The following is a 15,206-nucleotide window of genomic DNA, read 5'->3' on the forward strand; positions in this document are numbered from 1 at the left end:
ACACCCAGTCGAACGCCCACTCACAACAGATACAGAGCACAACAACATGACTATCAAAGTTGGCATCAATGGTTTTGGTCGTATCGGTCGCCTCGCTCTGCGGGCTGCCTGGAGTTGGCCTGAGTTCGAATTCGTGCAGATCAACGATCCAGCGGGTGACGCGGCCACTCATGCTCACCTGGTCAACTTCGACTCGGTGCATGGCCGTTGGAACAACGAAGCCCGCGCCGAAGGCGACAGCGTCGTCATTGACAATAAACGGATCAAAGTCACGGCCAACAAGGCGATTGCCGACACAGATTGGTCGGGCTGCGATCTGGTGATCGAAGCCAGCGGCAAGATGAAAACCGTCGCAGTGCTGCAGGCTTACCTGGCCCAGGGGGTCAAGCGTGTGGTGGTGTGCGCTCCGGTGAAGGAAAAAGGTGCGTTGAACGTCGTCATGGGCGTCAACCAGCACCTGTTCGACCCGGCGCAGCACCGTATCGTCACCGCTGCCTCTTGCACCACTAATTGCCTGGCCCCCGTCGTGAAAGTCATCCATGAAAAGCTGGGCATTCGCCACGGTTCGATCACCACCATTCACGACCTGACCAACACCCAGAGCATTCTCGATCAGCCACACAAGGATCTGCGTCGTGCGCGTGCCAGCGGCATGAGCCTGATTCCAACCAGTACCGGCTCGGCCACCGCCATTGCCGAAATCTTCCCGGAGCTGCGTGGGCGCCTCAATGGTCACGCCGTACGTGTGCCGCTGGCCAATGCGTCGCTGACTGATTGTGTCTTTGAAGTCGAACGGGCCACCACCGTCGAAGAGGTCAATCAGTTGCTCAAGGACGCTGCCGAGAATGAGCTCAAAGACATCCTCGGTTTTGAGGAGCGCCCGCTGGTGTCCATCGACTACCGTACCGACCCGCGCTCATCGATCATCGATGCGCTGTCGACCATGGTCATCAACGGCACCCAGGTCAAACTTTACGCCTGGTATGACAACGAGTGGGGCTATGCCAACCGCACGGTCGAACTGGCCAGAATGGTCGGTCTGGCAGTCTGAGGAGCGGCCATGAAAGCGTTGTCAGCCCTCGCGCCGTCAGTGCGGCAGTACCTGCTCGTGACGGGTAACTACTGGGCCTTCACCCTCACCGACGGCGCTTTGCGCATGTTGGTGGTGCTGCACTTTCACGCGTTGGGCTACAGCCCGCTGCAAATCGCGGCGTTGTTTCTGTTCTACGAACTCTTTGGCGTGATCACCAACCTGGTGGGTGGTTACCTCGGCGCCCGGCTGGGCCTGAACCGAACCATGAACATCGGGCTGGGCCTCCAGGTGGCGGCGCTGTTGATGCTGACAGTGCCGGTAGCTTGGCTGACCATCCCTTGGGTGATGGGGGCTCAGGCGTTGTCCGGGATCGCCAAAGACCTGAACAAGATGAGCGCCAAAAGCTCCATCAAACTTCTGGTCCCCGATGGGCAACAGGGCAAACTCTACCAATGGGTGGCGATCCTCACTGGCTCAAAGAACGCGCTCAAGGGTGTCGGCTTCTTTCTTGGCGGAGCTTTGCTGGCATTGCTCGGTTTCAAAGGCGCGTTGCTGGCCATGGCAGGTGGCCTGACGCTGATTTGGATCAGTAGCTTGATCCTGTTGAAGAAGGACCTGGGCAAGGCCAAAGCCAAGCCCAGGTTTCGTGACATCCTGTCCAAGAGCCGGGCGATCAACATCCTTTCGGCGGCGCGGATGTTCCTGTTCGGCGCCCGTGATGTCTGGTTCGTGGTGGCCTTGCCGGTGTACCTGAGCAGCGTGTTCGGCTGGGATTTCTGGAAGGTTGGTGGCTTCCTGGCTGCCTGGGTGATTGGCTACGGCATCGTCCAGTCCTTCGCGCCCAACATCACTGGAAAGAAACGAGGTCACGTGCCGGATGGTCGTGCGGCGTTTCTGTGGGCACTTGCACTGGCGGGTCTGCCTGCGGCCATTGCGCTCGGTCTGGACACCGGGCTGTCGCCACAAATGGTGCTGTTGGGTGGACTGATGGTTTTTGGTGCTTTGTTCGCCGTGAATTCGTCGCTGCACAGCTACCTGATCGTGTCCTACGCCAAGGAAGACGGCGTGTCGCTGGATGTGGGGTTTTATTACATGTCGAACGCCATGGGGCGCTTGATCGGCACCGTGCTCTCTGGCTGGATTTACCAGGTGTTTGGATTGGGCGCATGCCTTTGGATATCAAGCGCATTCGTGTTGCTGGCCGCCTTGATTTCCATCGCTTTACCCAGGCATGCCGAGGCGAGTTGAAGCCGCTAGGCAGGACGGCGTTGGCCCCCTCAGATACGCCTTGGCGTAGAAGGCGCTATCCACTTTTATCTTGAAGGCCGAGTCGACTGCCTTTTGCTTTCAACGCACCAGTGCCGAAGGGTTTTCCTGCAGCAGCACCGAGTTGTGCAGGGTAGCGAGCGCTTCCTTCAATAGGGATTGATCCTGCGCATCCTGGGACTTCTTGCTTTGCTTGGCGGCGTATTCCAGCAATACCAAGTGACTGCGGCTGGCTGAAGCTTGTTTCGGCACCACCGTCTCTTCAATCATTTTGCCCATGACGTACTTCTGTGTCCGTGTGTCCTGGCTGGCGCTTTGCGTGACGGAGGCTTTGCTCAGTCGGCCGTCCTTGTAGGCGAGGCTGGCCGAACTGCGGGCCTCGTCATGCACTTGTACGTAGAGATAGTTCTGCGAGTCGGTCGTTTTGCCTATCGCAGGTGCTTTCCCGCCCTTCAGGCTCTTGTGATAACTGGCCGATAAACTCGATTGCTGGACTTGATCGACGCTGCGATTGCTCATTATGGAACCTGCAACGACAGTTTTCTGCGACAGGGTATAAGCAAAGCTATCGACTTCTGACGGGCGCATCGGGTTGGACGCGTTGTTGGTTTGTTTGATGGACGCCTCGAAGTCTGCCAGCCCAGTCAGCAGGCCTTTGTCCGTCGCGTTACGGGTCAGTGACTGTGACGGGGTAACGCCCTGTGGATAGTGGCTGTTCATGGCGCTGAAGGCGTCCTTGAACATCTCCATCAGGGCAACCTTGGCGCTGCCACGCTCCTGCACTCGCTCAAACTGGGCGAGGTAGCTGTTCAGTGCGTTGGCCTGTTGCTTGGCATCGCCCAGGATTGCGCTGTTCTTCAGATCCACGCTCAGGTTCAATTCGCCATCCGGACCACTCATTTGCGTGGTGCGCCTCTGACTGTCGGCGCGGTAGGCAAGGATCAGGTCCTCACCGTCCACGCCCTTGAGCTTGGCGTTCAGATCAATGGATGCCAATACGCTGGAGTCGAACTGCGTCAGCTTGCCCAGGTCGAGCTTGGGAGGCTCGGCGGTCAACCCGTCGACAGCGGCCTGGAAGGCGCTGCCAAGCACACCAATCGCCTTGAGTTCATCCTCGCTCAGCGGGCCCCCGTCCACCGTGGCCTGAACGCCAAGTCCATCGTCCTGGCTGGTCAGGCTGAAGGTAACCGTCTTGCCACTGGCGGTCTTGATGCTGAGGGTGATCAGGTTGTCGGCTTTATTGTGCAGCAGCGCCTGTTCGGATTTTATCTCGGCGGCGTTGTGAGCCCTGTCCGTGGTGGTATGGAGCACTGACTGGGAAATGCTCGAACCACTCTTGGCGAACTGCTCCACCAAGGCTGCGCCCAGGCCGTGGAAACGGTTGGCTATCGACAGCGATCTGGGGTTGGTCCCCATGACGCGAGTGACGGCATCCTGACTGGTCTTTTCCCAGACACGAACAATCTCCTGGCCGGGCAGTTGCCCGAGTCGGGAATAGGTCTGTGATTCGACATCGGCCACGGGGTTGCCCAGGCTGACCGTTGCCGATGGTCGAGCCGGGAGGGCATCAGCACTCTCTATCACTGTTGCAGGCGATGCCGCGACGGCAGAGCGAGTCGGGATCTGGATGGGAATGGCAGGGCTGATCGGGGATAGGGTAGTCATGACAGTCCGTGTCGACAGAGCAGGGTTATGCTCAATGTAGTGAATACACCGCCCGATTGAAAGCGTGGGCGCTGAAATAAGTGGCATAGAGCCATGATGTTTTGGCCCGTTAGCGAATGCCGGAACGGCCCAGCTCAATCTGAAAAAGATTGGGTTTTTCATGGGAGTGTCAGGCAGGGGGGGCGGATCAGTGCTGCGTGATCAATCCATCTGATAGTAGATTGAGCCCAAGCCGCTTATCGGATTCAGGCATAGCGCTTTTCCAAAGTAGAGGGATCCTCATGAAAGCCGTAGTTTACGAAGCCTTTTCCCAACCCCCACGTTTGATGACCGTCGAAGACCCGACCCCCGAGCGTCACGGTGTGGTGGTTCAGGTCCTTGGCACGGGCGTATGCCGAAGCGACTGGCATGGCTGGAAAGGTCATGATCCAGATATTCAACTGCCCCATGTGCCCGGTCACGAATTGGCAGGGATCGTGGCTGAGGTCGGTAAAGATGTCACAAGATGGAAGGTGGGCGATCGCATTACCGTCCCTTTTGTCGGTGGCTGTGGGGCGTGCCCGGAATGCAATAGCGGCAACCAGCAGGTGTGCCACAGCCAGTTTCAGCCGGGCTTCACCCATTGGGGCTCTTTCGCCGAGTATGTGGGGATCCACAAGGCGGATTTGAACCTGGTCGCGCTGCCTGAAAACATGGATTTCGCCACGGCGGCGAGCCTGGGCTGTCGCTTCGTCACCTCGTTCCGCGCGGTTGTCGATCAAGGCAAGATTACGGCGGGCCAGTGGGTGGCGGTTCATGGTTGTGGCGGTGTGGGGCTGTCCGCGGTGATGATCGCCCACGCTATCGGGGCGAACGTTATAGCCATCGATATCTGCGACGATAAACTCAAGCTTGCCCAGTCGCTCGGCGCCGTCGCGACGGTCAACGCAAGCCGGGTGCCGGATGTGACCGAGGCGGTGCTCGAGATGACGAAGGGTGGCGCTCACGTTTCGCTGGATGCCCTGGGTCATCCAACGACCTGCTTCAACTCCATCAATAATCTGAGACGGCGTGGCAGGCATGTCCAGGTCGGGTTGATGCTGGCGGACCAGAGTACGCCGGCGATTCCGATGAGCAAAGTCATTGCCTACGAGCTGGAGATCTGTGGCAGCCATGGCATGCAGGCTCACCGTTACGGCGCGATGATGGAGATGATCACGTCCGGCAAGCTGGCGCCTGAAAAACTGGTCGGCAAGACCATCAGCCTCGAACAATCCATTGATGCGCTCATGAACATGGATCGGTTTGACACGGCAGGCGTTACGGTCGTGACGCAGTTCTAGGCGTTCGCCGCCGGCTGGCCGAGGGATTCGCGATAATGCGCTTCGTCGACCTCGGTCAGGGTTGCATAGCCGTCGTAGTGATAGATTCGATGTTGGTCTCGGGCGTAGCGGTCGTTCAGGAATTGGAGGGTAGCCAGGTCGATCCGCTTGGCGCTCAGCGGGCGTCGGTGGCAGAACAACTTGCGCGTGCCCAGTTGCAGGAAGTCGGGATGGGGCACGCGGACCTCCTCAGGATCGAACGCCACCTCCAGCGGCTTGCCTTCCGAGAGAATCAGGGTAGGGCTGATGGCATAGGTGCCGAGAATGCGGGTATCCGAGGGGTGTAGCCGCTTTTTCGCCTCGCCGTAGTAATACACCGCATCCCGATCCTTGGCCCAACCATGCCCGCAGGACTCGAACGTGGCCGCTTGCGCCTTACGAATCGGCTCCGGGAGGTGGTAAAAAATCCGGTGACAGAACACGGTCTTACCGTCAGTCAGGTAGGGCGCACCCAGTGAGCGGAAATGCTCCGCGGGTTCCTGGGAAAATCGTTCGGGTACCTCGGTTTCGGCGTTATGAAACGGGATCAGATACAAACCCTGGGCGTCGCCGCACAGATGCGTGTCCAGCAATTTGAAACTCGCCGCGTCCAGCCCGTTGATCACGCGTCCATGGAAATACACCTGGTCGCCCAGTTCGAAACCGAGACCGATGGCCTGTAACGGCTGCGTTTCCGTGTGCGGTTGCGCGGCTTCAGGCAATGCCTGCAAACGGTGCCACCAATAACCCTCCAACTGCGGATGGGCTTCGAAGTAAGGCGCCCAGGCCTGTTGCATGGCCGCATCGATGATGCCGCCAGAGCCCAGCGGGCCGTGCTTGTCACCGACCAGCACGGGCGAGTAATCCTGGTCATTGCGATAGAGCTGGGTCACTACGAAGCTTTCTACGTCGACATCAAGGCGTTTCTGGCGCCTGTAGACGTGCCGGTGATCACGGTAATAGTCGAACCCCAAGTGGCGAAAGCTCGGGCCATGGGCTTCACGCAAGCGGGTCCCGGCGACGTAGACGAACGTGTCGTCCACGGCAAAATAGTCATCCTCGTATTCGCTGGCGCTGACCACGCGGCCGCACTCATCAAACACTGGCTGCGAGCATTTGAGCAGGTGGAAATCGCCAACGTAGCGAATGCTCTTGCCGGTCAGGTAATAGGCGCGGTGTCGGTCTTTGGCGTAGCGTTCGTTAAGCACGGTGAAGGTCGCCAGGTCGGCACTGTCGATGCGGTAGAAGTATTCATAGGAAATGCTCGAACCTTGCTGCGCTTGCACGATGATCGACTGCCCATCGGTGCCCCAGCGATGGGCGAGCATCTGGAAGTCGTCCGGGTTTGCGATCGGCAGCGGCGTGCCGTCCTTCTGGTGCAGGGGCTTGAAGCCCTTGTAGACCTGACCGTCGATCACTCGATAGGACGGGTGGTTGCAATACCGCACCCGCACCGTGGCGCTGGCGATAAAATGCCCCTGCAAAAAGATATTCACCCCGTCGCTGAACAGGGCGGACGCTGAAGTCACCGAGGCTGGTGACGCTGGCAACAGGGCCAGGCTGTCGTGCCGTGCCTCGGGGATCTGGCTGATCGCGTAGTCGCCGAACCAATAGGCGCCGGTTGCGTCACGCCAGTACTGGTGGCCGAGGCTTTCCAGGCCGTTATCGAAACGAAACGGCAGGGCCTGCAGCGCGTGGTAGCCATGGCGTTCCCGGTAGGCCGGAAGCAGGTAGTAATCGCGCAGGGCGTCGCGCAAGATCCACGGGTTGCGTCGATGTCGCCAAACCGGCTGATCGGCAAGCAAGGGCGAGGGCGGATAGTGCCCAGCGCTGGCAGATTGTGCTAACTCGCCGGGTGGTGCACCTTCGGGGTTGAGCATGATGTACACATCAGGTACTTGCCCGTCGCCCAGCAGCACACCGTCGACGAAGGCGAAACCTTGATGCCATTCAAGCTGCAGCGGCTCCCAGTCAGCCTTATCCGTCCCTGTGATTGTCATGTTATTGCGATCTGCTCTCCAGGGAGGTGGAACACCAAGCCAATGATCGCCGCCGCCACGCTCAAAAAATGAACTTGAACAGCGCAATCACCACGATCAGGCCAATCAGGAAAATGATACCTACGGTACCGCCAAGGAATTTCAACATAAAAACGCTCTCATCGGATGGGCTTAATCGTCTAGACCGCTACCGATAACGCGCGTTTCGTTGAATATTCATGCGTGGTGATCAATGAACCGCAAAGGACCTTGGCACCGGCACATGCTCGAATTTTGAAATGGTCTTGATCCAGTAGCGGCGATAGTCCGTCTGGTCCGGCGCCAGCGGTTTGTGGCTGGACCATGGATGTTTCTCCTTCAGGCTGGCGCGGTACGCTTCCCATTCTTTCTGCTCGGCCACTTCCCGGGCTTTGCTCCGGTCGTCGAACCAGCCCAGGACGTAAGCTTCGCCCTGGTCCGTGCCGTGCGCTATCAGCAAATAAATCTCTGTCATGACTGACCTACCGTTCTGTCCTGCGCCCCAGTCGCGGGGTCTTATCCTGGGTATCGGCCGTTATCCTCTGTTTTTGAGATTTATTGATCTGGCCGAGGTCGACCCCGTCGCATCCCTGGGTGGTGCTCAGGTAGCACTTGTCGGAATAGACGCTGCCCACGTCCCAGAACACCGAGGTGCGCAGCACTTCGTCCTCGGACTTGGTGTTGCATGGGCGGCAAATGACGCGAAGCTGAGTGCCAGGCACGCTGGCAGGGATTTGGTCAGGCTCATTGAAGTGGCTCTATTCTTGGAATTGTGAGCGGGGGAATGTCCCCTGGCACTTCGACTTTAAGTCCCGGTGGTGGGTGATGCTTGAGCGCAACGGCCAGAGTTGACTGGGAGCGCCATGAACCGGGAGAAACGCGAGCTACCAGACACATGGACGGTGGTGGGGGCGTGTCTGGTGATTGCAGGTGGCATGTACGCAATCAAAGCGAAAGGGTAGTGGTCTGGCAGATACTCAGCGATCTGGCTACTGGTTCCTGGCCAAAGCGGCCTGTTTTCCATCGAACGCATATTCCTGTGGGAGCGAGCTTGCTCGCGAAGAGGCCGGCACATCCAGCATATTCATTGGCTGTGACAACGCATTCGCGAGCAAGCTCGCTCCCACATTTGATCTTCAGTGGACGTAAGCCCGGTTTAGAACTTGAAGCGCCCCACCAAGCCCTTGAGCTGCCCGGAAATATCGGTCAAGCGCCCCGAACCGGTCTGCGCCGAGTGGGCGAATTCCTCGACCAACTGGGCATCGGCATGGATCTGCGCGATGTGCCGGTTGATGTCTTCGGCTACCTGGTGCTGCTCCTCTGCGGCTGTGGCGATCTGGGTGTTCTGGTCGCGAATCGAGTCCACCGAGTTACGGATCTTGTCGAAGCTGTCGCGGGCCTGTTGGATGCGTTCCACGCTGGTTTGCGACACCTGCAGGCTGCTTTGCATCTGCTGGGTGACTTCCTGGGTGCGCCGAGCAAGGTTGCCCAGCAGGCTGTCGATCTCGCCGGTGGAATCGGCGGTACGCCGGGCCAGCGCTCGGACCTCATCGGCGACTACGGCAAAGCCGCGTCCCTGATCACCGGCGCGCGCGGCCTCGATGGCGGCGTTGAGGGCCAACAGGTTGGTCTGCTCGGCGATCGAGCGAATGGTGTCGAGGATGGTGTTGATGTTCTTGCTGTCTTGTTCCAGCGCCTGCATGGTCTGGGTCGACTTTTGCAGGTCGTCGCTCAGTTTCATCACGCTGCCGGTGGCTTCGCCGATGTGATGCTGGCCATCGTGCACGTCGCGATAGCCTTCATCCGCACTGGAGGCGGCCTGGCTGCAAGAGCGGGCCACTTCGTTGGCGGTGGCGACCATTTCGTTGAACGCGGTGCTCACCAGTTCCACGGCCTGGCGCTGGCGCCCGGCAGCGTCGTTCATGTTCTGGGCCACGTGGCTGGTATCGGCTGCGGCAGTTTGCAGGTCGGAAGAGGCGCTGCCGATGCGCTGCATCAGTTGCGCGATCATGCCCAGGAACTGGTTGAACCAGCCGGCCAAGGTGGCCGTTTCGTCCTTGCCTTGCACGGAAAGTTTGCGGGTGAGGTCACCTTCACCTTCGGCGATTTCCTGCAGGCCGTTGGCAACACCGCGAATCGGCCGCACGATGACGCTGGCGAAACTGGCACCCACCACAGCGAACACCACGGCCAGCACGGCAGCAATGGCGGCGATCAGCCAAGTCAGGCTCGAAGCCTCGGCCATCACTTCATCGCGTTTGATCAGGCCGATGAAGCGCCAGCCCAACCCTTTGGAGCTGACCACGTTGGCCATGTAGGGCACGCCGTCGATTTCGATCTGGGTCACGCCATCGCTACTTTTGGCCAGCGCGGCATAGTTGGGGCCCAGGTCGGCCAGCGGCTTGAAGTTGTGCTTGGCATCGGCGGCGTCCACCAGGACGTTGCCGTTGGCTTCGACCAGCATCAGGTAGCCGCTTTCGCCCAGCTTGATGTTCTTGACCAGTTCGGTGAGCTGTTTGAGCGACACGTCCAGGCAAACAACACCTACCAATTTGCCGCTGGCGTCAGCGACAGTTTGTACGGTGCCGATCAGCGACACATCATCCGGCGCCCAGTAATAGGCGTCTGTACGCACAGTCGTGCCCGGTGCGGCCATGGCGGCCTTGTACCATGGGCGCACGCGCGGATCGTACTTGGCCATTTTGGGATCGTCCGGCCAGCTCGCGTAGCCGCCGTCATCCATGCCCACGGAAAGATAGGCGGTGGTCGGATGGCTCTTGGCGAATCTTTCGAAGATCTCCAGAAGCTGTTGATTGATCTCAGGGAAGGGGGCTTGTGCGGCGTCGGCGCTGGAATAGTTTTTCAAGCCCTTGGCGGCGATGACCCGCGGATCCCTGGCGAAGAGTTCGACGTTCTGGCTGATGCCATCGAAGAACTGCTTCATGCCGTTGTCGATCTGACGGATTTCACGGCCGCTGCTGTCCAGGAAGTTGGCTTTTGCGGCGTCGCGCAGGTTCAGCACGACAAGCACCGCCACCAGGATAACCGGAAGGCAGGCAATGGCCGCGAACGCCCATGTCAGCTTCTGTTTGATATTCATGACTTCTCCCGCGGAATATTTTAAGTGTTGGAACGGCGGAAACAGCAGTGGTTGGCGTTGCGAGTCTCTGGAAGGGAAAAGCGCCCATGCCTACTGTCAGTGTATCGACCAAAGTCGTAGGCACTTGAGGCTTTCCATCATGGCGCGGACCGATCGGTAGACGACGCAGGCGCGACTGCAGCCGGCTTGATTAGCCTGGAAGATAGCGTGGTTTGCCCTTCGTCTTCGCCCTGCGGCTCAAGGCACCTACGTACAGCCAATCCTCATCGTCTTTGATGTATTAACGAGGCCCTATGCCAAGCGCATTCGAGAGCGTACTCAAAAACAAGAACATGGCTTATCGGCCACTCGGATCGGCACCCGCCAGTCAGGCGCCGATCCGCGTTGCGTTTGTATTGATGGACAACTTCTCGATGATGTCTTTCACCGGTGCGGTGGACGCGCTGGTGACGGCCAACCTGATGAGCGACATGCCCCTCTATGAAGTGCTGACGGTGGGGGTTTCAGGAGGGCAGGTGACGAGCGACCTGGGCATTGTCATCTCGACCGACATCGAACTGGCGCAGATGCCGGAGAACCAGGACGTGCTGATTGTCGCCGGGGGCTTTCGCGTGAAGTTGCAAGGCCACCCCTTGCTGCGGCGCAAGCTACGCGCCAATGCGGCGTGCGGGGCGATCCTGGGAGGGCTGTGGAACGGCGCCTTCTTTGTGGCCGATGCCAATCTGCTGGACGGTTTCGAATGCGCTGTCCACCCGGAAAGCCGCGCCATGATGGTGGAGGTGTTTCCCCACGTGAAAGTGTCCAGCCGGGCCTATGTGGTTGACCGGGAGCGAGTCAGTTGCGCGGGCGCCAATAGCTCGCTGCGCATGATGCTCCAGTTGATTCGCCAGACGGGCGGGGCGGCACTGGTGGGCGCCATCGAGGAAATTCTTCGCTGTGACGAGTCAGGCGATGATGCTTCGGATTTGCCGCCGGTTTTCGTCGAGACCGACCCGACGTTGCCGGAAAGCCTCAAGCTGGCGTTGGAGCTGATGTGGCAAAACGTAGAAGAGCCGTTGACCATCGATGAGCTGGCGGCGTGCGTGAAGATTTCCAAGCGGCAATTGGAGCGGCGGTTCTGCAGCTTTCTCGGTGCGACCCCCACCCGCTATTACCTGGAGCTGCGCTTGACGCGTGCCCGCCAGCTCATCCAGCAAACCAATCGATCCGTGACCGAAATCGCCGTGGCGACAGGCTTCGTCAGCTCCCCGCACTTCCAGCGGCGTTTCCGGGAATTTTTCGGCGTTCCACCGGGCAGTTATCGTTCCAAGCTTGAGCGAAAACACGCGCTGCGGTGAGGCCTGGGGGTTACGCGCTTTTCCGTGCGGCGAGCGGCTCGATCTCTCGATCAGGTCGCTCGGACCTTCTGGATCATGTACAGAACGATACAACCTGTGGCACACATCCAAATGATCGACCCGGTCGCAGCCATGATCAGTAGGAGGTCTGAGTCTTGCTCGATCATGTCTGGAACGGCATACGCGAACCAAAGCAGTGAGACAACAGCGTAGGCCAACAGCGACATCAGCAGTTCGAATATCTTTTTTGCGTGCATGAATCTTCCCCACCCGCCAAAAGTAGGCAGGCGCTTCAGGTTATCGGGTCAGGTTGCCTTTTTTCCGTCTGTGCAGAAATAAAAGGGTCTTGCAGTATTTGCTGGCGAGTGGTTGCAAGGCCTCGCCATCAAATACGAAGACATCCATGTCAGAGCGTTTTGCTCTAGTAGTGGCTTTCGCACGGGGGCGAAAGACGACGCCGCAGACTAGCGATGTCGGGATCAGCTCTTGTCGTCTGGTTGTACTTCGGCAGGCAGTTCATCGGACTGCGAGGCGGTCAAGGTGGAGCCGTTGCAGAGCACTTTCCCTACTTCATCGGCCACCGTGCCCTCGACGATTCGTCCCTGCATTTCGTCAAACTGAACGTTTTCCAAGGCCTCAACGCTGTTGTACATGCCCGTGTGACGGACATTGTGGTTGGCGCAGTCGAGCTCCAATTTCGTATAGCTGGTGAAATAAGCCCCCGCTCTTCGTACAGTGGCATGAATGGCAGGACCGTTTTCATCAAACGAGACGATGGAATATTCGGCATCCGAATCGTCGTAGTTATATTTGATTTTCTGAACGTCCGCTGTGGCGCTGCACGCTACGAAAAGTACGGCGATCGATATAACCGTTTTCATGCTTTCTTCCATGAAATAAAGCTGAAGCTAAGGGGTGGAGTGGCAAAGTGAAATCATTTTGCTCGGCTTGTAACATTGAGTCAACAATTCAACGGGCACGGCTTGGTAACAGTTCGTCAGAAAGCCCGATTGCCAGCGGAACTTTATAGAGGATCAGGGTTCATGCGCAACAGGCGCGCGAGTGGGTAAACGTTTTCCTCGACACCGCTGGGCTGCGCCTCACAGAGTGAAGCTTGAATTCGCCGGATTGCCGGGTTTTTTTAGATTTTTTCACCTGAACACCCACGGCTGGTATTGAACAGCGCCGAATAGGTAAATACTTCTGCGCGGGAAAACGAATGAGAACTTGTGGGAGCGGGCTTGCTCGCGAAAGGGCCGGTATAGCCAACAGCGTCGTCGACTGATACACCGCTTTCGCGAGCCAGCCCGCTCCCACAGTTTCATTGGAAGTCACAGGCACTGCTGTCAGGGCATCTGTGGCAGCTCCTGCGGCCGCAGATCGAACACCAGCACCTCGGCATCCTGGCCGTTACTGAAGGTCAGGACCTGCTCCTCGCGCACTCGCACGCCATCACCTTCCTGTAACGGCACGCCGTTGAGCTCGACAGCGCCTCGGGCCACGTGCACGTAGGCATAGCGATCCGCGGCCAGGGTCAGGGTGGCGCTTTGCTCGCCATCGAACAGCCCAGCGTAGACCCGGGCGTCCTGGCGCACCTGCAGCGAGCCGGCGGCGCCGTCCGGGGAAATGATCAGTTGCAGGCGACCGCGTTTTTGTTCGGCGCTGAAGTGTTCCTGTTGATAGCGCGGGGTGGCGCCGCTGACGTTGGGCACGATCCAGATCTGCAGGAAGTGCACCGACTCGTCCGCGCTATGGTTGAACTCGCTGTGGGCCACGCCGCTGCCGGCGCTCATCAACTGCACGTCACCCGGGCGAATGACCGAGCCTGTGCCCAGGGTGTCCTTGTGTTCCAGCGCGCCTTCGAGCACATAGGAAAAGATCTCCATGTCCCGGTGCGGATGCTGGCCGAAACCCTTGGCCGCGGCGACCCGGTCGTCGTTGATGACCAGCAGGTCGGAGAAGCCCTGTTCGTTGAGGTCGCGGTAGCTGGCGAACGAGAAGGTGTGGAACGAGGTCAGCCAGCCGTGGCGGGCAATGCCGCGGTCCGAAGCTTTGCGAAGGGTCAGCATGATCAATTCTCCTGATGTCTGTGGGCGACGGCTGGGCCGTTCGCCGGGTTCAGAAGAAGGTTAATGGTTATCCAGATGTTCAATAAGCAGGTGGAAAACGAAAGACTGTCCGCTTTGGGTGGACAATAGAGAGCCCTACCGGCAGATGCTTCGCTTCGACATAATGCTGATCGTTAGCCTGACGATGAACCTGTGGGAGCGGGCTTGCTCGCGAAAGCGGCGTAACAAGCAATATTCTCATCGACTGACACACTGCTTTCGCGAGCAAGCCCGCTCCCACATGGGATCATCTGCTGCCTGCCGTTTCCCTGGATTTTTTGGCGTCTTTCCCGATGAAAACCGTTGCAATGGTGCTGTTCCCGGATTTCTTGCTGCTCGACATGGCCGGGCCCCTTGAGGTGTTTTCCATCGCCAATCGTTACCTCGCAGGGGATCTGCGTTATCAACTGCTGACCCTGGGGACCGAGCGCGGGGCGTTGCGGGCGTCCAATGGCGTGGTGGTGCAGGCCGATATCCATATCGACCAGGCATGGGCGGCCTATGACGTGTTGCTGGTACCGGGCGGGCCGGGGGCCTATAACGACCAGCATCCGGGGCTGCACACCTGGTTGCGGGCGGCGGCGCAACGGGCTACGCGCTACGGCTCCATCTGCACCGGGGCCTTTGTGCTCGGTGAGGCGGGCTTGCTCGACGGTTATCGCGTCACCACTCACTGGCATTACACCGAACGCCTGATCCAACGTTTCCCCAAGGCCCTGGTGGAAACCGACAAGATCTTCCTGCAGGACCGGCGCCTGATCACCTCCGGTGGTGTCACCGCCGGGATCGACCTGGCGCTGTCCATCGTCGCTCAGGACCACGGCCGTAAAGTCGCGTTGGACGTGGCCAAGGTGCTGCTGGTGGTGATGAAACGCCAGGGCGGACAGGCGCAGTTCAGCCCCTCGGTGGTGGCGGTGTCGACGCAGGAATCGGCCATTACCCGGGTGCAGAATCATGTGATGAAACATCTGGAAGAACCCTTCACCATCGAGCGCATGGCCGCGTTGGCCGCCATGAGTTCGCGGCATTTCGCCCGGGTCTTCGCCCGTGAAGTGAAGATGACGCCCATGGAGTTCCTGCAAGGCGCGCGCATCGACCGGGCGCGTCAGTTGCTGGAAACCACCGACCTGCCGCTCAAGACCGTGGCGTTTCGCAGTGGCTTCGGCAGTGTGCGGCATATGCGATTTTTGTTCAGTGAGAAGCTCGGTCTGACCCCGGTGCAGTATCGCCAGCAGTTCAGTTGAGCCATCGGTGTCCGTCCAGGGCACCGTGATGTCCGTGGCGCTCCCTGTGCCAGCATTGTCCTGAAGCCTGTGCCTGCCAAGATAACGACGAACCC

The 15,206-nt window shown here is 59.1% G+C and carries 11 protein-coding genes and 1 pseudogene; 5 read left to right on the top strand and 7 right to left on the bottom strand.

What is annotated here, in order from left to right; genetic code table 11:
• Nucleotides 1-46 precede the first annotated feature (46 nt).
• Nucleotides 47-1,051 carry an ArsJ-associated glyceraldehyde-3-phosphate dehydrogenase gene (locus CFII68_RS10740; protein WP_018609138.1) on the top strand — a complete coding sequence of 335 codons (1,005 nt, stop codon included), beginning with the start codon at nucleotides 47-49 and terminating at the stop codon, nucleotides 1,049-1,051.
• Nucleotides 1,052-1,060: 9 nt separating this feature from the next.
• Nucleotides 1,061-2,281 (top strand): organoarsenical effux MFS transporter ArsJ, encoded by a 1,221-nt coding sequence (gene arsJ / locus CFII68_RS10735; RefSeq protein WP_018609140.1) that lies wholly within the window; start codon nucleotides 1,061-1,063, stop codon nucleotides 2,279-2,281.
• Between the two features lie 99 nt (nucleotides 2,282-2,380).
• On the opposite strand, the gene CFII68_RS10730 is transcribed toward arsJ, so the two are convergent.
• The gene (locus CFII68_RS10730; protein ID WP_018609142.1) at nucleotides 2,381-3,820 is read right to left on the bottom strand and encodes a hypothetical protein; all 1,440 of its coding nucleotides are present in this window, start codon (nucleotides 3,818-3,820) and stop codon (nucleotides 2,381-2,383) included.
• A gap of 425 nt (nucleotides 3,821-4,245) precedes the next feature.
• On the opposite strand from CFII68_RS10730, the gene CFII68_RS10725 reads away from it, so the two are divergent.
• The gene (locus CFII68_RS10725; protein WP_018609144.1) at nucleotides 4,246-5,286 is read left to right on the top strand and encodes a zinc-dependent alcohol dehydrogenase family protein; all 1,041 of its coding nucleotides are present in this window, start codon (nucleotides 4,246-4,248) and stop codon (nucleotides 5,284-5,286) included.
• Here CFII68_RS10725 and CFII68_RS10720 read toward each other — a convergent pair.
• From CFII68_RS10720 to CFII68_RS28245, 4 genes and pseudogenes are all read right to left on the bottom strand, one after another.
• Nucleotides 5,283-7,304, bottom strand: a complete 2,022-nt coding sequence (locus CFII68_RS10720) for a DKNYY domain-containing protein (RefSeq protein WP_018609146.1) — start codon at nucleotides 7,302-7,304, stop codon at nucleotides 5,283-5,285. The two genes, CFII68_RS10725 and CFII68_RS10720, sit on opposite strands and share 4 nt — an antisense overlap.
• 229 nt (nucleotides 7,305-7,533) lie before the next feature.
• The gene (locus tag CFII68_RS10715) at nucleotides 7,534-7,797 is read right to left on the bottom strand and encodes a hypothetical protein (RefSeq protein ID WP_003203536.1); all 264 of its coding nucleotides are present in this window, start codon (nucleotides 7,795-7,797) and stop codon (nucleotides 7,534-7,536) included.
• A gap of 681 nt (nucleotides 7,798-8,478) precedes the next feature.
• The gene (locus CFII68_RS28240) at nucleotides 8,479-9,333 is read right to left on the bottom strand and encodes a methyl-accepting chemotaxis protein (protein ID WP_371103548.1); all 855 of its coding nucleotides are present in this window, start codon (nucleotides 9,331-9,333) and stop codon (nucleotides 8,479-8,481) included.
• Nucleotides 9,334-9,339: 6 nt separating this feature from the next.
• Nucleotides 9,340-10,422 (bottom strand): annotated as a pseudogene (locus CFII68_RS28245) (cache domain-containing protein); the annotation flags it as partial.
• A gap of 293 nt (nucleotides 10,423-10,715) precedes the next feature.
• Here CFII68_RS28245 and CFII68_RS10700 point away from each other — a divergent pair.
• The gene (locus CFII68_RS10700) at nucleotides 10,716-11,759 is read left to right on the top strand and encodes a GlxA family transcriptional regulator (RefSeq protein ID WP_018609153.1); all 1,044 of its coding nucleotides are present in this window, start codon (nucleotides 10,716-10,718) and stop codon (nucleotides 11,757-11,759) included.
• A 479-nt stretch (nucleotides 11,760-12,238) separates the two neighbouring features.
• Here the strand turns inward: CFII68_RS10700 and CFII68_RS10690 are convergent, their stop codons facing one another.
• Together CFII68_RS10690 and CFII68_RS10685 are read right to left on the bottom strand one after the other, a co-directional pair.
• Complete coding sequence (locus CFII68_RS10690; protein WP_018609159.1) at nucleotides 12,239-12,640, bottom strand: hypothetical protein; 402 nt, start codon at nucleotides 12,638-12,640, stop codon at nucleotides 12,239-12,241.
• 465 nt (nucleotides 12,641-13,105) lie between these two features.
• A complete protein-coding gene (locus CFII68_RS10685) occupies nucleotides 13,106-13,828 on the bottom strand; it encodes a pirin family protein (protein WP_018609161.1) in 723 nt (240 codons plus the stop codon).
• Nucleotides 13,829-14,160: 332 nt separating this feature from the next.
• Here CFII68_RS10685 and CFII68_RS10680 point away from each other — a divergent pair, with 332 nt between their 5' ends.
• Nucleotides 14,161-15,111, top strand: a complete 951-nt coding sequence (locus tag CFII68_RS10680) for a GlxA family transcriptional regulator (RefSeq protein ID WP_033062719.1) — start codon at nucleotides 14,161-14,163, stop codon at nucleotides 15,109-15,111.
• Nucleotides 15,112-15,206 lie beyond the last annotated feature (95 nt).

The sequence above is a fragment of the Pseudomonas sp. CFII68 genome (assembly GCF_000416195.1).
Classification (GTDB): Bacteria; Pseudomonadota; Gammaproteobacteria; order Pseudomonadales; family Pseudomonadaceae; genus Aquipseudomonas; species Aquipseudomonas kilonensis.